The organism is Micromonospora sp. RV43, from assembly GCF_001029515.1.
GTDB classification, from domain to species: Bacteria; Actinomycetota; Actinomycetes; order Mycobacteriales; family Micromonosporaceae; genus Micromonospora; species Micromonospora aurantiaca.
In genome coordinates this window covers 12664-30627 of sequence record NZ_LEKG01000050.1, presented here as the reverse complement: position 1 = coordinate 30627, position 17964 = coordinate 12664, and the positions used below count along the sequence as shown (strand labels likewise).

Annotated in this window: 22 protein-coding genes; 15 read left to right on the top strand and 7 right to left on the bottom strand. The window is 68.4% G+C overall.

What is annotated here, in order from left to right:
• The first annotated feature begins 194 nt into the window (after positions 1-194).
• Positions 195-1544 (top strand): hypothetical protein, encoded by a 1350-nt coding sequence (locus ABD52_RS39095; protein ID WP_152748248.1) that lies wholly within the window; start codon positions 195-197, stop codon positions 1542-1544.
• 41 nt (positions 1545-1585) lie between these two features.
• Here ABD52_RS39095 and ABD52_RS14905 read toward each other — a convergent pair whose 3' ends face one another.
• Positions 1586-1951: a hypothetical protein gene (locus tag ABD52_RS14905; protein ID WP_235437470.1), complete on the bottom strand. Its 366-nt coding sequence runs from the start codon at positions 1949-1951 to the stop codon at positions 1586-1588.
• A gap of 29 nt (positions 1952-1980) precedes the next feature.
• Entirely contained in the window at positions 1981-2172 is a 192-nt protein-coding gene (locus tag ABD52_RS14900) for a hypothetical protein (protein ID WP_047892209.1), read from the bottom strand.
• 215 nt (positions 2173-2387) lie between these two features.
• Between ABD52_RS14900 and ABD52_RS14895 the strand changes: the two genes are divergently transcribed.
• Positions 2388-2720: a hypothetical protein gene (locus ABD52_RS14895; protein ID WP_047892191.1), complete on the top strand. Its 333-nt coding sequence runs from the start codon at positions 2388-2390 to the stop codon at positions 2718-2720.
• A 94-nt stretch (positions 2721-2814) separates the two neighbouring features.
• A complete protein-coding gene (locus ABD52_RS14890; RefSeq protein ID WP_152748247.1) occupies positions 2815-3459 on the top strand; it encodes a hypothetical protein in 645 nt (214 codons plus the stop codon).
• 254 nt (positions 3460-3713) lie between these two features.
• Here ABD52_RS14890 and ABD52_RS14885 read toward each other — a convergent pair whose 3' ends face one another.
• Entirely contained in the window at positions 3714-4040 is a 327-nt protein-coding gene (locus ABD52_RS14885) for a hypothetical protein (protein WP_047892189.1), read from the bottom strand.
• 72 nt (positions 4041-4112) lie between these two features.
• On the bottom strand, positions 4113-5147 hold the full coding sequence (locus ABD52_RS14880) for a tyrosine-type recombinase/integrase (RefSeq protein WP_235437469.1): 1035 nt from the start codon (positions 5145-5147) through the stop codon (positions 4113-4115).
• 90 nt (positions 5148-5237) lie between these two features.
• On the opposite strand from ABD52_RS14880, the gene ABD52_RS41410 reads away from it, so the two are divergent.
• Positions 5238-5366 carry a hypothetical protein gene (locus ABD52_RS41410; RefSeq protein ID WP_255352849.1) on the top strand — a complete coding sequence of 43 codons (129 nt, stop codon included), beginning with the start codon at positions 5238-5240 and terminating at the stop codon, positions 5364-5366.
• A gap of 86 nt (positions 5367-5452) precedes the next feature.
• On the opposite strand, the gene ABD52_RS14875 is transcribed toward ABD52_RS41410, so the two are convergent.
• Together ABD52_RS14875 and ABD52_RS38270 are read right to left on the bottom strand one after the other, a co-directional pair.
• Positions 5453-6196 (bottom strand): hypothetical protein, encoded by a 744-nt coding sequence (locus ABD52_RS14875; protein WP_235437468.1) that lies wholly within the window; start codon positions 6194-6196, stop codon positions 5453-5455.
• A 41-nt stretch (positions 6197-6237) separates the two neighbouring features.
• On the bottom strand, positions 6238-6741 hold the full coding sequence (locus tag ABD52_RS38270) for a DUF6283 family protein (protein WP_053065383.1): 504 nt from the start codon (positions 6739-6741) through the stop codon (positions 6238-6240).
• Positions 6742-7085: 344 nt separating this feature from the next.
• On the opposite strand from ABD52_RS38270, the gene ABD52_RS40200 reads away from it, so the two are divergent.
• The 3 genes from ABD52_RS40200 to ABD52_RS14860 all read left to right on the top strand — a co-directional run bounded on the left by ABD52_RS40200 (position 7086) and on the right by ABD52_RS14860 (position 9747).
• The gene (locus tag ABD52_RS40200) at positions 7086-8003 is read left to right on the top strand and encodes a hypothetical protein (RefSeq protein WP_063778311.1); all 918 of its coding nucleotides are present in this window, start codon (positions 7086-7088) and stop codon (positions 8001-8003) included.
• Between the two features lie 129 nt (positions 8004-8132).
• On the top strand, positions 8133-8612 hold the full coding sequence (locus ABD52_RS39090; protein ID WP_152748246.1) for a hypothetical protein: 480 nt from the start codon (positions 8133-8135) through the stop codon (positions 8610-8612).
• A 190-nt stretch (positions 8613-8802) separates the two neighbouring features.
• Positions 8803-9747: an aminoglycoside phosphotransferase family protein gene (locus ABD52_RS14860; RefSeq protein ID WP_235437467.1), complete on the top strand. Its 945-nt coding sequence runs from the start codon at positions 8803-8805 to the stop codon at positions 9745-9747.
• Between the two features lie 301 nt (positions 9748-10048).
• Here ABD52_RS14860 and ABD52_RS14855 read toward each other — a convergent pair whose 3' ends face one another.
• Positions 10049-11239 (bottom strand): helix-turn-helix domain-containing protein, encoded by a 1191-nt coding sequence (locus tag ABD52_RS14855; protein WP_047892187.1) that lies wholly within the window; start codon positions 11237-11239, stop codon positions 10049-10051.
• A gap of 585 nt (positions 11240-11824) precedes the next feature.
• On the opposite strand from ABD52_RS14855, the gene ABD52_RS14850 reads away from it, so the two are divergent.
• The 8 genes from ABD52_RS14850 to ABD52_RS14815 are packed head-to-tail and all read left to right on the top strand — an operon-like array spanning position 11825 to position 17961.
• Positions 11825-12235, top strand: a complete 411-nt coding sequence (locus tag ABD52_RS14850; protein ID WP_047892186.1) for a 6-carboxytetrahydropterin synthase — start codon at positions 11825-11827, stop codon at positions 12233-12235.
• Positions 12232-12978: a 7-carboxy-7-deazaguanine synthase QueE gene (locus ABD52_RS14845; protein ID WP_047892185.1), complete on the top strand. Its 747-nt coding sequence runs from the start codon at positions 12232-12234 to the stop codon at positions 12976-12978. Before ABD52_RS14850 ends, ABD52_RS14845 begins: the two co-directional genes overlap by 4 nt.
• A gap of 40 nt (positions 12979-13018) precedes the next feature.
• Positions 13019-13654 (top strand): GTP cyclohydrolase I, encoded by a 636-nt coding sequence (gene folE, locus ABD52_RS14840; protein ID WP_082171294.1) that lies wholly within the window; start codon positions 13019-13021, stop codon positions 13652-13654.
• Positions 13655-13667: 13 nt separating this feature from the next.
• Positions 13668-14324 (top strand): phosphoribosyltransferase, encoded by a 657-nt coding sequence (locus tag ABD52_RS14835; RefSeq protein WP_053065382.1) that lies wholly within the window; start codon positions 13668-13670, stop codon positions 14322-14324.
• On the top strand, positions 14321-15142 hold the full coding sequence (locus ABD52_RS37480; protein ID WP_053065381.1) for a class I SAM-dependent methyltransferase: 822 nt from the start codon (positions 14321-14323) through the stop codon (positions 15140-15142). Before ABD52_RS14835 ends, ABD52_RS37480 begins: the two co-directional genes overlap by 4 nt.
• Positions 15143-15177: 35 nt before the next feature.
• Entirely contained in the window at positions 15178-15834 is a 657-nt protein-coding gene (locus ABD52_RS14825) for a hypothetical protein (protein ID WP_200905192.1), read from the top strand.
• Positions 15824-16861, top strand: coding sequence for a radical SAM protein (locus ABD52_RS14820; protein WP_047892183.1), 1038 nt, complete (start codon positions 15824-15826; stop codon positions 16859-16861). Before ABD52_RS14825 ends, ABD52_RS14820 begins: the two co-directional genes overlap by 11 nt.
• On the top strand, positions 16858-17961 hold the full coding sequence (locus ABD52_RS14815) for a DegT/DnrJ/EryC1/StrS aminotransferase family protein (RefSeq protein ID WP_047892182.1): 1104 nt from the start codon (positions 16858-16860) through the stop codon (positions 17959-17961). Before ABD52_RS14820 ends, ABD52_RS14815 begins: the two co-directional genes overlap by 4 nt.
• Positions 17962-17964: the final 3 nt, after the last annotated feature.

The window sequence follows — 17964 nt, the reverse complement described above, 5'->3', positions numbered from 1 at the left end:
ACGGCCGGCTTCTGGATGAAGGCGCGTCGGCCGTAGCGCGAGTGCAGATGCTCCTTCTAGATCCGCCTTGGGCGACAGCCGCCGATTGCATCTCGGTTGCTCTAGCACGGACGAACCTATACCGGGCAATTGAAAGGCAGGTTGACCGCCTCGGCGGTCCTGAATACAGGGGCGAGTTTCCGGATCAACTCCGGATGGCCACCAGCGAAAGTCGGCTGACTGCGCCCCTGCAACAGCCCTCCGCTCATCCCCTTGCTCAGGCTTACCAGCAGGCCGCAGACTCGACCAGAGCGGCAAGCGACGTCCTGAACTCCCATTTCCACCCCACCACGGGGGAACCGATATCATCGGAAGGATTTGCGATCAGAGCGGGCGTTGAACGCCACCAGAACATTGAGACGCTAGCGCGGCTCGCCAGAGCAGCAAGTGAGGCAGACGGGCCGCTGGCGCAATGGCTTCGCAAGTCCTCCGCCGAGGTAGGCCTACCGATAATCGAGAACGCCGTCGTCGACGCGGAGAAAACACACGCTTCACTTCAGCATGCGGCCTCCTCGGCGATACGACGACCCACCGCGGCGCGGACGCCGCACCTTCAGCAAATGGGTCCCCCTCCCCTGGTCAGTGACGCAGCCCGATGGACCCTCATCCACATCCCCCGTGACTTCACCGCCGCCCTTGACGCCGCTCGAACCTGGCTCGTGCAAAACCGCACCACCCTCACCGCGAGCGACCTACGAACGCTGGCCCGAACGGCAATGGCCCTCACCTATGAGGCCGACTACCTCATCGGGGCCGGATCTGACGCCGCAGGCATCACCCACGTCGTCCGGTCATCCACCACGACGCAACTCGCGGCCACATGGCGTCGCGCCGCACGCGCCGCCGACCAGCTGCACAGCCTGGGCAGACCCGAGCCCGGGGCCGGCCCTGCCATTCTGGCGAGAGCTGAGGAGTGGCTGCGCGGCCACGTCCGGGATGAGGGGACATGGCGCCGCTGGGCCGAGCTGAGGCGCGACATCGACATCGACGCCTGGAAGGGCATGGGGCAGGAGCTCACGGCCCGGCTGCCGGACATCGCGACCCTGGTCAACCGGGGAGCCCGTGTGGCGCTGCATCGCGGCCACCTGTATGAACAGCTCCCGGGCAGCGGCGTTGGGGCGAACCGACGAGGCAGTTGGTCACGGGCGAGCACCTACCAGGGAAAGGGCTTTGACCTGGCGCTGGCGACCGGTCAGCTAAGGGCCGGTGCAATGGCGCTTGCTGAGGAGGCCGGCGTGGCACCGATGCCGGGTATGCATGAGGCGGACCCCAGCAATCAGGCGGGAAGGAACGACGTGAGGGCGAGACTCCGGCGCATCGCCACCACCCCAGCGATCGACCCCAAGACGAATGACCAACCTTCGCGACAGCGCGCAAGAGAGGAAACCACGCGATCAGCTCGTTCTCATGCGGAAAGCGCCGACCGTCCTGCTGCTGCTGACAATCGGAACATCGACGCCGGCAACAGGCACATCCCTTTCCAGGGAAGGACTCTCGGCGGCTGATTCACGGTCCGGCATCGGGGCGGTGATGCCGGCGGCATCACTTACTCTTCGATGGGCAGAATAGGTCCGCCCTCGTCGAGTCCCGCATACAACGCGGGAACCGCTGTCAACACGTCGCAGTCGTGCCAAACGGCGGCCAGCACCGCTGAGGCCGCATCCGCTCGGCCGATGACCTCATGGGTCGACGTGCCAAGGGACCGCCAGTCCTCCGCGGGCAGGGCGAGCAGCACCGTCGCCGAGTGATTGACCAGCAGCGTGAGGCGAGCCTCTTCGACGGCCAGCCGGCTCGCCTCTGCCAGACACAACACAGGCAGGCCGGTCAGGCCTTTCTCATCGTCCACCTCGGCAATCAGCTCACCTACCGGCACAGATCCGCCCGTGAAGGCAACGATCGCCGAAGTGTCCAAGACTAGGCGAACCGGACGCGGCTCCCCGCTCACGCAGCGCGCTGAGGGCCGAGCCCGAGCTGCCGACGCCACGTTGCCCGCAGCTCCGGCGTGCGACGAGCCGCAGCCGCCGACAGCCGCCGCCGAGCGCGCTCCTTGCCCTCTTCCGTCACAGGAATGCCGACCGAAGCGAGCTGCGCCGCCGTGTCGTCATGCACCCCGGAGGGCTCGGAGTTCGTCATGCAGCCATGATACAGCTCACGGAGCGCGAAGGTAGGCAGCACCGCATCACCTCACGCTTCCACCCCCGGGCGGAGCGTCTCGCTGACGAGGACGGCCTACTCTTTGAAGTCCTGTTACCTGCGTCGCCCGTGAGCCGGAGCCAATGACCTCCCTGCCCAAGACAGCTGGACGTGCCGTCGAAGAATGGACTGCCCACGGTCAGAGGTGCCTCATCATGAGCGGGCCCTTCAACCTCAACGGGTACGTTCAGCTGCCGGCCTTTCTTCGCAGCAACGGACTGACCGCGCCAGTCCGAGTTCACGGGGGTCTCAGCTACGGGCCAGATGCCCACGGCTGGGTAGGCTTCCACACTCTGCACGGCGGCGACTACTGGCCCATCGACGACATCATCGAGTACCTGGGCCCCGTACATCGAACGATGGCGGCCGAACAACAGGCCAACGGTACGAACAGGTGGAACCTTGCGCGCCTCCGCGCAGAGGTCGAGCGTTTGGCGGAGCAGATCGCCCAACAGGTTCCACGGGCTGCCCTCGACGACGGAACCTAGACCGGCACCCCTTAGCCAAGGGGTCCGTCGATTTCCTGGTAGCGCAACCGCCGGTAGCTGGCCTACGCCAGGCTGCGGAGACAACACTGCGCCGGTGGTCGACAAACCAGAGCATCCTGCTCCCCGGCTATTGGCTGTTCAGATCGCGGTACCGCCGGCCGCTGCGGCGGTCCTCGGCCTCGCACATCCCTACCAGCTCACCGCCGCGACGGCCCGAGAGTGGCTCGTCCTGCACATCGTCCTGCTCTTCGTCGCTCCGCTGATCGCCCTTGGACCGGTCTCCCTCTGCCTGCGCACCACCCCAGACAGGCCGATCCTGAAGTGGGCTAGCGTCACCACTGGAGCGGTCTACGCGATCTGCTATCCAACTCTCGATGTCCTCGCCGGCATCGCTACAGGGCAGCTTGTTTACCGCGGCATCGCCGCCGACGGTCGTGCCCCTGACGTCCTCGCCTTGCAGGCCATCGCCCAGCCGTTCGGGACAATCGGCGTCGGCGCGTTGGTCGCCTGCACCCTGCTAGCCGGGTACGCCGTGCAAAGTGTGGCCGGCCGAGCCGCCTACGCCGGTGTCCTGCTCTCCGTCGTCGGCGCCTGGGGTCTGGGCGAACACCACGTCTACTGGCCACACGGCACAGTGTCCATGCTGTGCTTCAGCACGGGCCAGTGGCTGTTGGCCAGGCTGATCAGCCAATCGCAACCAGTAGTAGGCCAACCCCCAAGAGCTGGTGAGCGCAGGTAGCGGCCGGCAGGCTGAGCCGTACGACTCTCTGCGAGGAGGAACCACAGATGCTCACCCGCCTGCTCCGACGTTCAACGTACGCCCTCGGCGCCCTGGCGCTCGCCGGCGTGGCCACCGGGTCGCTCGGCACCGGCCCCCTGCACGCGCTCTGCTGAGACGTACATCGCCGCCGACCGAGGGCTGGGGATGCCACAGATGGCGTCCCCAGCCCCAGTCTGTTGGTCTCCCCCCACGCGAGGCGAGGACAAGCCGTGTCAGGGCTCGGTCGCATCAGCGCTGCACGGATCGGCAGTCTTGGGAGCCGGGTGAGCGCCGGCTAACCGGGCACGGATGACCCACCCAGCGATCACCTGGACCATCTCGGGGTCCAACTGCCGGGCGATGGCCGCGAGCGCAGCCTGTTCGTAATCGCTGGTGTCAACCCCCGCTATCAGCAGCGCCTCGGCCAGAACCAACGCCGAGATGCCAGTGAGGTCGTCAGAGGTCCGCGTCGGTATGCCGTAGGCAACGGCGGCGAATTGGCTTCGGGTCTGCTCATGTGAGGTGTATGGCCCGTTGTCGCGGAGCGGACTGGGCTCCATGAGACCTTCCTTCAAGAGGATGCGTTGTCGGGGCGTAGCGAACGGTTGTCGGGAATCCGTCCCGACAACTGCTCAGGTGGGAGCAGGCAGCGGTGATGCCGCCAGCATCACCGCGGGCCCATGCCCGGCCGCAGGTGCGACGACAGTCGCCCTGGCGAGTGCATACACCGCGTGCTGCGCCTGGCCATCCCAGGTGTGCCGGATGTAGCGGTCGGTGGTGCCCGTGCCGTGACCGAGGACTCGGGCGACGACCGGTCGCGGCACGCCCGCGGCCTCGGCTGCGGTGGCGAACCCCGCGCGAAGGCTGTGGCCAGCAAATTGGTCGACGACCTCAGCCGGTTGTCCGGCAACGGTCGCGGTGGTCTTGACGACGCGGGCGACGTGCCGGTCGGTCAGCGCGGTGCCACGTATCCGCGCACCGGGGGTGATGCCGGACAGCAGCGGCACCGAGCCGGTGCGGTCCCGGCCTGGCCGGTGCAGGTGTGGCCGGCGGCCGGCGGCATCCAGCCAGGCGAGCGTGGCGCGCACCGGGCAGAGCCAGGCCATTTCCTCCGGCGCCCACGGCAGGTCGATTCGGCGCCCGATCGCCTTCGGGTCCGCCTTGCTCCGGGCGACCAGCAGCCGCAGCCCCTCCGGGCGCAATTCCAGGTGATCGACGGGCACTCCAGCCAGTTCCTCCCGGCGCAGCGCGGCCAGGTAACCGACGGTGAGCAGACACCGGTCGCGCAGCGCGGCCAGGTGCGCGCGCCGGACATCCAGGGACGCGCCCGCCGGGGCCGGGCCGGCCGGGAGGGTGGCGAGCATCGCGGCGAGCAGAGGCAGACCGATCGCGTCGACGCCCTCGGTGGGCCGCCCGCGTACCCGCCGCACTCCGTCGCGGATCCGGCGCAGCTGCGGATCGTCCGTCGGCGGCAGCCACCCGGCCTCGATGTGCCGGTCGCGGATCGCGGCGAGCCGCCCGTCCATCGTGGAGATCGCCAGCCGGTCCCTGCCCAGCTGTGCCAGGTAGAGCGCGACCACCTCCACCGCGGCTGGCGGCCCGGCCTCGAAGCCGAACTCCGCGCACCAGTCGGTGAACGCGGCCCACCCGGCGTCGTACTTGCGCATGGTGGCGGGCGCACGTGATGCCTGCGCATAACCGGCAACGTCATCAACCAGTTCGCGCAGCCGGGCAAGGTCAGCGCCGTCACGGGGCCGATGGTCAGCCAGCCACCGCTCAACGTCGAGGCGTGCCGGACCCGGGCGGACGGCCGGCACGCCGCCGGTCGCCGCAGCGACCAGCTCGCCGTGCAACACCTCCCCAGCCGGGCCGGCGCCCGGACCTGACCGGTCCTGGGCCGGCGTGGCGGCGGCCTGTTCCCGGGGAGCCGGCGGCGGACCGGCCGGGCCTGCCGCCGTGGCGGTAGGCCCGGTCACGCCGACGCGGCCACGGCGGGGACGTCGGCGGCCGACGCCGACGTCAAGTCCCGGTAGTCGAGCACCGTGACGCCGCTCGCTGCGGCGGGCAGCTCGCCGACCGGACGGCCGAGCAGCGCCGGTACGCCGAGGTGCGCGGCCAGAGCGATCGTTGCCCGCTCGGCGTCGGTCAGCCCGGGGTCGACGGTGCGCAGCGCGAACTCGCGCGTGCGGACCGGCGCCCACTCGGTGTCGAGGCCCGCGGTCCGTAGCCCGAGTGCGGCCAGAGTGTCCATCACCTGCTCGTGGCCGTCGAGCTGTCCGCCGATCGAGTCGGCCGCAGCCAGACCGGCGGCGAGCAGCACCATGAACACCTCGTTCTCGGCCGCGTCGGTGATGATGAACCGGGACAGCAGCGGCACCAGTGCCTCGGCGGCCGGGTCGCCGTCGAGCAGCGCCAGCAGCGGCACCGTGTCGCAGACGATCCGACCTTCGGCCGGCAGGTCGACCGGGGCGCCGGCCGCCGGACCGGGCGCGGCCCGACCCAGACCGTCGGTCAGCGCGGCCCGCAGCGAGGCGTGCACGCCATGCGCAGCCGTGGTGGCGGCCACGGCCGCGCGCACCCGGGCCAGCGCGGCGGCGGTGGTGGCCACGAGCAGCTCACCCGCCCGCTCCCCGCGCAGCACGACTACCGGGCCCGCAGTGATGCCGGCGGCATCAGCCAGCGCTGTGGGCAGGGTGAACCGTCTGCGGTGGTCCACCGTGGACGCGCGAGCGGCGCCGCCCGTACTCGGTATCAGCCTCATCGCTGCACCAGCTCCGTTCCGGGCGGCAGCGGGGCGTCCGGGCCGACCGCGGCGATCATCTCCTGATAGCTGTCGAACATCGGCGGCCAATCCGCCCCCGGTTCCAGTGTGGCCGGGTCGATCAGGCCCCAGATGACACCGAGCCGGACGAGGGGGTGGTCCCGGCCGACCACCGCGACATGCCCGGCGCACACGTGCGGCTTGTCCGAGGAGATGTGGTGGCAGGCGAACAAGGTCCCCAACGCCGCCTGGGGGTCGCCGTCGACCGGTTCGCCGAACCCGGGCTCACCGGGGATGGTTCCGGCCGCGTACTCGGGCAGGTTGCCGTACCGCTTGCGGCCGGCGTTGTCCCGCCGCCACGGACAGGGACCGCAAGGCCGGGCGCACACGCGGACCGGGTCGAGATTGCCGGCCCGCAGCGCCGCCGGTCCGCCCTCGCCGTGCACGCCGGCCGCCGAGGCGCCAGTGAGGGCCGGTGCCCCGGCGGGGGTTAGCTCCAACGGCGGGGCCGTTGCCGCATCCGGGGGTCGTGGGATCTGAGGGGGCATAGGAGCAGCCTAGACCACACCCGACAGTCAGAGGGAGACCTGAAGCTCTTACCCCGTACCTGGCATGGATGCACGTCAAACGCTTTGGCCCTCGCTGCCATGCGGGAAGGGTATAGCTCGTGGATCGGGGTGGTTTTCAACTCTTCAGGGCTGGCGCGGACGACAAGGGGCAGCATCGTACGGCTGAGTAAGGTCCGGGAATGTTTCCTTCTCGGACCTAACTCGCCCCGAAAGAAGTAAAACCGCGTGTCGCATCTAGTTGCGAGCATCGCAAAACCGTGTGCAGAATGTATAGCATGAGAAGCGACACCGTCACCGACGTAACTGCCATCCTCCATCCCCTGCCCGTCGCACCGGCCACCGCCGACGTCGACGAACTCGACGCCTATGACGCCGCGCGCCAGCAAGCAGACGACGACCGCAGGCGCACCGCCGACCAGCTATGGACGGGATGGGAGCATGCCTCCGTTGACCCGTTGCTGGCCGCGCTGGCGTCCGCCCGACGCGCCAGGGAGCGGGCGGAGGCCCAGATCCGCCACCTCGTCGCCTACGGCCGGGAGTTCGTCCAGCCCCGCCCCTACACTCTGGCCGATCTCGCCGAGGCCTCCGGGATGTCCGTCTCCGGAGTGCGGACCGGCTACGACCACCACGATGTCGACGCCGTCGCCGAGGCCACCGGTGCCCGGCCGCGCGACTGGCGCGCGACCGACCGCACCGACAACGACGCCATTCGCGAGTTGCTCAACGACTTCGCCCGCCGGCACAAGGGCGATTCGGCCCGCCCCAGCCAGGTGTACCTCACTCTCCAGCACGAAGGGTGGACCCCGCACGCACCGGAGGGCCGCACCCCCGGCACCAAGGCGACGAAGCGCTACATCCGCTGGGAACGCACCTGGCCCGGCGGCACGACGGTCACCCTGTACCAGGACGTCAAGCAGCTCAGCGCCTCAAACAAGATCGCCGAGGACGACCCGCGACGCTTCCACGTCGACTACACCCATACCGACCCCCACGACGTGTGGGCGCAACTGGCCCAGTTCACCGCCCGCATCGAAGAGCTCGACGCTGCCCGCACCGCGCAAGCCACTGTGCCGATGAACAATGCTCAGGGCCATCCCTCGCTGCGTCCGGGCGAGAACGGCACCGGCAAGACCACCATCGCCGGCCACGTCGCCGGGTTGCGGACCCAGCTGAAGGGTGACGGAAGACGGTGATGGCTGCGCTGACTGTTGACGAGGCCTCGGGTTTACCGGAGGAGCCGCTCGGAAGCGCGGCTCCGTCACGGTCCCGGCCCGCTATGCCACGCCACTACCGCTCGCCCGCAGGAACAAGGAGAGGACTCGTTGGCTACCACGCCCAATGACCTCGCCGAGCGGCTGGGCGAGGTTACCGCCAACCTCGATGCCTACATCTCAGCCGCCGCTGAGCGTCTAGCCGCTCCGCGCATCGCAGATGCTGAGAAGGTTGCCGATGAGCGCATTGCCCGGCTGAGCGGCGAGTACGAAGCCCGCCTGACCCGTGCCGCTGCGCTGGAGCTCGAACTTCGGCGCCAGCTCGATCGCCAATTGCGCAACGTGGCAGAGCTGCGGTGGGCAGCCCGCTACTTGCCGGCAGCAATCCGTGGCACGGTCCTTGTCGACCCGTACCTAGCCGAAGGGTGGACCGGGGATCGTCCTCAACCTGAATTCGTCGCCCGGGTGGAAGAGGCAGCAACCGCTGAGGGTGTTCTCCCCTACCCCGGCTTCCAACGGTCAACATCGACGCTGCCTGACCCGGAGGCCGCAGAGCCCGACCCGTCGCTGATGCCGCCGGCATCACCCTGAAAGGTGGGAAGGCGCCGCCGTGCCCACTCCGATGACGCGCCCCCGCAACCTAGACCAACTTCCTAGCGCGGTGGGATGTCCATCCCGGCCAGTGTGCGGGTCACGGCGGCTCCGACCTCGCCCAGCGGCGGGCCCACTACGATCGATCCCCGACAGCCCTTGCTATGCCGCACCGTCTGGAGCTAAAGGCGTGTCCGTCCCCCTCATCGACGTCCCGGCTGACCTGCTCGCTGAGCTTCGCCACGTGCGCGGCGGCACCGACGACGATCGTGACGCCATGCTGTCGGCGCTGAATCTGCGCCCCCTCAAGGGAGGCATGCAGAACGACCTCTACCTGTGGACGTCTCCGGACGGCGACGTGGTAATCAAGCTGTACGTCAAGACCGACCGGCAGCGTGTACAGCGGGAGTGGGCAGCGTTGACTCTGCTCACGCCCCACGGCCTCCGTACCGTCCCCACCTTGCTGTGGTATGACGACGCACCGGTCGAGCCCGCGATTGGCATGACCCAGCTCCATGGCCAGCCAATACTCAAGGCTGCGGACCAACTGGCCGCGCTGCGCGCCCTTGCGCACACGACTACGCAGCTCCAGGCAGTGCCCCTGACCGGTCTGCTGGCCACCCTTCCCCGGATCGACACCGGCGAGCACTACATGGTCCGCTTGACGCAGGCGTGGCCGGAGCTGCTGGCCAGCCAGCCCGACGATCCGCTCACCCCCGCCATGCAACAGCTACTCGCGGTATGGCAGCGCAGCGGCGACGCGGACCTTGTCGCCGCGCCGGCCGCGCCGGTAATGTCCCGTGGTGATGCGAACCTGCTCAACTGGATGTTGACCAACGACGGCGCTGCCTGCGTCGACTTCGAGTACGCCGGGTTCAGTAACGTGGCCTTCGACGCCGCCGACCTCATCGAGCACATCTCCGGCCGCGCGATCCCGAACAACATCTGGGTCCAGCTGCTGCCCGACCTCGGCATTACCGACGCCAACCGACACCAGTTTTCCGCGAACCAGCGCACCTGCGCCCTGCGATGGCTGGCGATCCTGTGGAAACAGCGCGACCGCCGCCGCGAGGAGTTCGCTGCCCAGCACGAGCGGGTCGAGATGCTCTATAGCTACACCAACCCCTACACGTGACCTCCAACCCTCAGCCTCGCTCAGACGCATTCACGGGGACCTCATGATCCGCGTGGCCGGCGGCATCACTAGCGTCAGGAGTCGGAAGTACCCCTTGCGATGTCCTGGGGTGCTATTCGCACGCTTTGGTGATGCCGTCGGCATCACGGGGCGGGTTGTCGAGCGGCCGGGTTGTAGCTGATGTTCAACTCGCGGTCCTGCGGTGCCGACAGAGCGCCCGAGGGATGCGGAGTAGGGAGTCTGCCGAGAACGGGCGTAAGGGCGAAGGCTTCGGCGTAACGGACTCCGGTGCGTCCCAAACTCAGCTCTCGATGCCTAGCCAGGTGGTGAAAGCTGTCAGTTCAGCGTTGGCTCGGCGGTGCAGCGTAAGCAGGGCGCGAGTGGTCTCCCTGACCATTGGATGATACCGAGTCTGCTCGGGTGCGAGCTTCTTCGCAGCTTCAAGCGCCCCGAGGGTTCCGGCGCGGTTGCCGGTCAGGACGTGCGCGCGGGCGAGGTCGATGTAGTGGTGCCCGGCGCGGGTGGCGGGTATGTCGGCCGGCGGGGCGAAGTCGGCGCCCCGCCGTATAGCGCGTTCGGGCTCTCCGAGTTCGATCCAGGCCGCGACTTCGTGGATGCGGAGGTTGGCCGGTCCGAAGGTCACGTGGTAGTGAACCTTGTCGTTGGGGGCGTAGCGGGTCAGTTCCTCAGCTGCGGCCAGGTGTTCGCTGGTCGTTGAGGCATCTCCCGCACGGGACGCCAGCGTGGCCGCGCGTAGGTGCATGCTGCCGTACACGGTGACGGCTGAGTCTTCATGATCCCGCTCGACCCGGTCCGTGAGGCTGGATCGCGCGGCATCGAGAATGCGCAGACCTCTGGCGTAGTCGCCCGCCGACTGGAAGGTGGTGACTCGCGTCCACTGCGCGAGTCCGGCCGCGAGCGGATCGCCTGACCGCTCGGCAGCCCAGAGCAGCTTGTGCTCAATACTTTCCGCCATATCCGCGTACCCCAGCCGGTACGCGAGGCCGTGGGCTACGTAATAGGCGCTCACCAGCAACCTGAACAAACGCTCGGTGTCGGAGCTGGTGGCGGTGTGAACCGCCTCGGTGAGCTGTTCGATTACGGCTGGGAGCCGCGTGGCGAGCTTCGTGTACTTCCCATCGCGCCGCAGAGCCGACATCGCCTCGACCGTTGACCGAAGGTCCTCGAACGCGGGAGGCGGCACGTCGCCTGCTGGCGGAAGGTCGTAACCACGGAGGGCGACCCGTAAAGCGTCTACCGCTGTGGGCACGTCCGAGCCGTCATAGGGTTGACCGTAGACGCGCTCGATCGGCACATGAAGTGCGCTGGCCACTGCGGCTACGAAAGCGTGGGATGCGGGCCTGTCGCCGGTTTCGACCTTGGTCAACAGGCTGTGCGAGACACTGGCCTCTCGCGCCAACCTGTGTTGCGTCATTCCGGCAGCCTTTCGCAACACTGCGATGTTGTCGCCGACAGTCAGCACCTTGTCCACGATCCGCTCCTTTGGCGTCCGATGGGCTCGGTCCATCTCAGCTTAGGACGGCGGTGGGTTCCATCGACAGCGCTGCCGCTCACTGGGACAGGTGTGAAAACTTTGTGCAACTCCGTGTATCGATGGGCGTTTAACGTCTTCAGCGCGTGAGTCAGGGTGAACGGATCGACACGGTGAGTGACGAGACTCGCAAGCCTGGGGAGGAGCCCCTGCCGCCAGTGGCCGTGAAGGACGGTGGCGGTAGGTGATCCTCTCCGAGGGTGCGTCCATTCACCGCATGGCTGACGTGCCTTCACAGCATCACGAGGGAGGTTGTCATGTGGCCAATCCGGCGACGACACGCATTGCCGACGCGCCTTCTGCGGCCCCACCTACATCTACGACGACCTCGTGTTGGACCGGCTGTTCGTCCTGCGGAGAACCGTTGCCCAAACCAGGTCACGGCTGGGGCGACCCCCGCACTTACGCCCATTAGTCGTCCTCGATTCGCGGCTGCGGCCGGGGTCAATGGGCGGCCCGAGGTAGCGCGTCACTTTCTCGCCGGTTAACCGAAGCGCTCCGTCGCGGACTTCCAAGGGAACTCACATGGACTACAGCGCGGTTTCGATGCCGCCGGGCATGATCACGATCGGCAAGAGGTTCGACTTCGAAGGTGGGCATCGTCTCCCTGGCCTGCCACCTGAGCATAAGTGCTCCCACCAGCATGGACACAGCTACGAGGTCGAGGTCATCCTTACCGCTTCCCGCCTGGAGGAGCCCGGCTTCGTCACGGACTTCGGTGCGCTCGCTCCCTTTAAGGCATTCTTGGATACCGAGCTCGACCACCACAACCTGCACGAGATCCTTCCCTTCGAGCCGACCTCGGAGCTTCTGGCCCAATTCCTGGCGGGCTGGTTCATCGAGAACCTTCAGCCGACGATCCCCGGTCGCCTGGTCGCAGTCTGCGTCCGCGAGACTGCCCGTAGCTGGGCCCGGTTCGACGTGGAGCGGCGGTGACCGCGCTGGAGCCCGCCTTGGTCGGGCTGCCGACGAGCGAGACTGAGCCCCGGCTGATTGTCGCGGAGTGCTTTGGTGTCCAGACGCCGACCTTTCAAGGCGAGGGCCCGAGCTGCGGGTACCCAGCGCTGTTCATCCGCCTGTCGCGGTGCAACCTGACCTGCGCGCGGTGCGACACGAAGTACACCTGGGACTGGTCCCAGTTCGACCCGCGTGCGGAGTCGACGAAGCGGTCGGTGACAGACCTGGTGGAGTGGGCCGCGTCCTCTGCGGTCGAGCTGGTCGTGATCACCGGCGGTGAGCCACTGATCCAGCAGCGGAGCCTGGTGACTCTCGTCCGGAGGTTGCTGGCGGCCGGAAAGCGGATCGAGTTCGAAACTAACGGCACGATCGCACCCGACCCGGCGCTGTTGGTCGACGGAGTGCGGTTCAACGTTTCTCCCAAGCTGGCGAGTTTCGGAGTGCAGGAGAGCAAGAGCATCGTGCCCGCCGCGCTGGATGCCTTCGTGGCGTCGAAGCGAGCGGTTTTCAAGGTCGTTGCTTCCTCGGTTGCCGATCTCGACCGGATCGCCGAGCTGGTCGCCGCCCACCGGCTCGCGCCGGTTTGGGTGATGCCGGAGGGCACCACCGCCGAGGCCATCGTCGAGGCGACTCGTGTCCTGGCGGACGCGGTCGCGGCCCGGCACTGGCACTTCACCACCCGACTGCACGTGCTGGCCTTCGCCGACGCGCGAGGCCGCTGACCACACCCCCGCCCCTCCCGTCCGCGGAAGCGAGAACGCCGTGACAAGCTCCTCCCTCGCCGGTCTCACCCAGACCGCGTACAGCGCCGCACCCGCACTGTCCGAGCCGCGCGTCAACGCCGGCCGCGTGCAGGACCTGATTTCTCAGCTCCTGCTTGCGTTGGGCGAGGACCCTACCCGTGAGGGTCTGACCGGTACACCGGCGCGCGTCGCGTCCTGGTGGAGCACCTTCCTTGGCCCAGACGCTGCTGCGCCCGCAACATGCTTCGCCGAGTCACACCTGAGCGGCCAACTGGTCGTCGTGGGTGGCATCAGCGTGTGGTCGCTGTGCGAGCACCATTTGCTGCCGATGAACCTGCGGGTCGCCGCAGGGTACGTACCCGCCGGTGAGGTCGTGGGCCTGTCGAAGTTCGGTCGGATAGCTCAGCGGTACGCCGGTCGTCTCCAGGTTCAGGAGCGGTTCACCCGGCAGGTCGCCGAGGACCTCGTGGCCGTGATCGGCAGCGACGACGTGGCCGTAGCCGTCCGCGGCACACACCTATGCATGAGCATGCGGGGCGTCCGGATGGAGGCAGCCCGCACCAGTTCGCTTCAGGCCGGCGGCCGGTTCCGCAGCGACCCGGTGCTCTCCCAGCAGTTTCTCGCCCTGGCTCACAACGACGTCCGTCCCGACTGAGAGTAGGTAGCCCGTGGACATCCTGGCCGCACAGACCACCGATCCGCCTCACCAGCCAGCCGGCGTGCAGCGCGTCTTCGAGCACCGCCGCGTCTGGCGCCTGACACAGGAAGCTTTCACTGCTGCTGCCGCGCTGATCGGCGCGCACGAGCCGACGCCTGACGTGGTCGTCGGCATCGCTCGCGGCGGAGTTCCGCTGGCCCGACTCCTCGGCGCCCACTACGGGGTGCCGGTCGTCGAGTTCACAGCACGCCACAACCGCAGTGATGCGCTGTACCTCCCCGCGACCGGGCAAGTCGAACTCCCGGACGCGCCCGACGCGGCGCTCGCGGAGCACGGCGGTGATCAGGTGCTCCTGGTCGACGACATCTGCGGCACCGGCGCGACGTACCTGGCAGCGCTTTCCTGGCTGGCCACGCACCTGCCCACGTCGGCCGTACGCACGGCTGCGCTCTGCCGAAGCAGAGCGGCGGCCTTCACCCCGGACACCTGGGTGTGGGACACCCTCGACTGGGTCGTCTTCCCGTGGAACGACCCGGCACAGACCACCGAGGACTTGATGCCGCCGGCATCACCGCAGTCCCGACCAGCAGGTGACGCGGCCGGCGGCACCGGAGCCGATCAGGCTCGCACGCTCCAATCCGACGCACGCCTGGGAGGCGAATCATGACCGCCACGCAGCTGCCCGAGCAGTTCCGGACCCGGCCGGGAACCCCGATGGTGGGGCCGTACAGCACCAACCAGATGGACGACTTCTACGCGGCCTTGAGCCGCGGTGAAACCAAACCGTCGGGCCTGATGAACCTCGTGCAGCACCTGGTCGTCGCTCAGCGGTGCGCGCCGGGCTCGCGGGTGCTGGACGTGTGTTGTGGCCGAGGGCTGGCGCTGCCGCTGCTACACCGCTACGCACCGACGATCGCAGGCTATGTCGGGCTGGACATCAGCACTGCCAATCTCGATGAAGCCCGGACGCGTATCGAGGACCTGCGCGCGACCTACGGTGACTCCTTCCCGATCGACCTGGTGGAGTGCGATGTCGCCAAGCCGTGGCCGGACCTGCCCGCTTTCGACATCGCCATCTACACCTCGGCGCTGGAGCACCTGCCGTTCGAGCTCGGCGCGGCGAGCCTGCGCAACACCGCGGCGGCGCTGGCGCCGGGCGGGGTGCTCTACCTATCCACCCCCGCCGCTGTCGGTCCTCCACCGCGGCCCCTCCAGTACCGCGTCCACGTCTATGAATGGTCGCGCGAGGAGATCGAACAGGTGCTCGCCGAGGCGGGCTTGGTCGTCGAGGACGTGATGGGCCTGCTGCCGCCCGAACCAGACATCGTCGCGGCAGCGCTTACCCGCCAATACGGCAACGCCGCCTCCGGCTGGTACCGCGACCTGCTCGCGCGCGTGCCCGACGCCCTGCTGAACGTGGTCTCGGCGATCGCCGTGCCCGACGTGGCCACCGAGCTGCTCTATGTCTGCCGGCGGCCAGCATGATAACCGCCCCCGTATTAGGTGCGGCACCGCTGTGGGTGAGCATCGAGGGAATCAACGGGGTCGGAAAGACGAGCGCGGCCCGAGCGCTCGCCGCGCAACTCGGCGAGCGCTGCTTGCTCTTGGACGAACTAACCGACTCCGGCGGCACGGTGCTGCACGGGCGGGTCATCGCCGCGCTGACCGAGCACGGCGACCCCTTCCTGCGTACCGGCCACCCGGTCGCGGAAACCCTCGCACTGTTCGCCTTGCAGCTCGGCAAAGCCGAGCGGCTGGCAGGACGGGACCTGACCGGTGTCGAGGTGATCCTTGAAGACCGGGGAATGGACTCCGTCGCGGTGTATCAGGCCGCGATCCTCCGCTCGGAGCACCCTGACTCGGCGCCGGAAAGGCTGGCCGACCACCTCCTGTCCGGGTTTCGGCGCTGGCGACGGCTCTCCGACATCACGATCCTCCTGACGGGAGACCCCAAGGAATGCGCGCGGCGCTTCGCCGACCGCATCGGCCGACCACTCACACCGGCGGACCTACAACTGCTCAACCAAATCGACACCCTCTACCGGACGGAGGCAAACGACAATCCCGAACGCTATGTCCACCTCGACGTGGCCGGCATGTCGCAGGAGGAAACTGCCCGCGCCGTCGGTGAGATCGTAGCCACCCTGATGGATCGGCAGGCCGCCCATGTCTCGTGACGTCACCCTGCTGTGGGGCCTGCGCTCCCCCTGCACGTTCGCCTGCCCCCACTGCTACTTCGGCACCATCGAGGATCACAAGAACAACCTGCCCCAGCAAGCAGGCGTCCTGTCACACCTGTCCCGCAGCGACCTGTCGGCGAAGACCCTGGCGGCGTTCGCGCGCACACTGGCCGACTCCCCCGTCGAGCGCGTGATCATCGCCGGCGGCGAACCGCTGGACTGGCCCGCCACGCTCGGGATCATCTCCCTCATCAAGGACGCGGGCTGCCAGGTCGTCATCGCGACCAACGGTATTCCGCTCACCCGCCCGCACATCGCCGAGCGTCTCGTCGCCCTCGGCGTCGACGGCGTCTCAGTGTCCCTCGACAGCGCGGACGCCGACACCAACGACGTGATGCGGCCATCACGATCAGGCCGCTTCGGCTACCACGACGTCCTGGCCGGCATCAGCACTCTGCTCAAGGCCCGAGGTGAACAGCCCAGGCCCCGGGTCGGGATCTACACCGTGGTCACCCGACCGCGACCACAGGAGATCACCGACGTCGCGCAGCTGGCCGCCGACATCGGCGTGGACTACTACGTGCCGCAGCCGATCTCGCTGGCACCTGACCACCAACTCTTCGACGCCCTGTCTCACACCCCCGCCGATGTCGTCGATGTCGGCGAGCACCTCCAACGCCTCTACCGCGACCCCCACGGCCTGGCCCTGCCTGACCCGTCCTACCTTCAACGGTTCGTCGCCGCGATCTCCACCCAGGGCAACGGGCATGTGGCGGACTGCTTCGGCGGTGCCCGCCTCTTCTTCATCCAACCCGACGGCTCGGTCTGGGACTGCCCGTCCGATCGACGGATCGCCGCCACCCCGCCCGAACGCCAGCGCACCATCCGCGACGGCGACGCACGCACCCTGTTCGCCACCAGGCCCGCCTGCACGAACTGCTCGTTGTTCAGCCGCGACTGCGTGAACATGTGGCCGCTGGTGCTGGACATGCCACGGCTGCTGAACACGGAGGTGCCGCGATGACGCTGCCCTCCGACGCCGCCGCCTCGATCGCCGATCAGCTCGCCGGGGTGCTCGCTCAGATGCCCGACCCCAGCGGTGGCCCAGCCGCCGGGCAGTTGGAGCACGACCTGGCCGAGGCATTCGGCGTCTCGCACGCCGTCGCGGTCTCCTCCGGCACCGCAGCACTGCACACCGCGCTGTCGGCCGGCGGCATCGGCCCGGGAGACGAAGTCCTCGTGCCGGCGCTCAGCGTCGTCATGACCGTGGCCCCGCTGGCCGTGCTCGGCGCCACACCGGTGTTCGTCGACAGCGACCCGGGCACTTTGGACGTGGACTACGACGACGCGGCCCGCAAGCTCACCTCACGAACCCGGGCAATCCTCCCGGTGCATCTGTGGGGTCGGATGGGAGACCCCGCAGCTCTGACCGCGTTCGCATCCGCGCACGACCTCATCGTCATCGAGGACGCCGCCCAAGCCGCCGGCACCGCCCGCGACGGGCACCGAGCCGGCACCATCGGCACCATCGGCTGCTTCTCGATGAAAGACGGCAAGATCCTGTGGAGCGGCGAGGGCGGATTCCTACTCACCGACCACAGCGATCTGGCTGAGCACGCCGCCGCCTTCCGCAGCCACTGGCAACCGGCCCCTTCCGGCCACGAGCCCTTGAGCCGCTTGGCGACCAACTCTCGCCTCGCCGCTCCGCTCGCTGCCATCGCCCGTGCCAACGTCCGCCGACTCCCGGACCTCGTCGCGCGGCGCCGCGCACAGACCCGCCACCTGCTCCATGCCTTGGAACAGGTGCCCGGCCTGGCCGCCCTCGCCCCGGCAGCGGGCGAGGACTGGAACGGCTACTCCCCGCTCCTGCGCATCGACCTCCCCCACGCCCGGAAGTTCACCGAACACCTCGCACAGCACGGAGTGTCGAACTCCACCGGCAGCTTCCGGCTCATCCCCTGCGATACCCGGCCGATGTTCTCCCCACGCGGCCAACCGTGCCGGGGCGCCGCCCAGATCCTCGATCACACGCTCGCGGTCCTGCTCACCGAACGCGACAACGAGGCCACCCTCGACCACTACGCAGCCATCATCACCCGAGAGGCCACCACATGGGCCGCATGAACG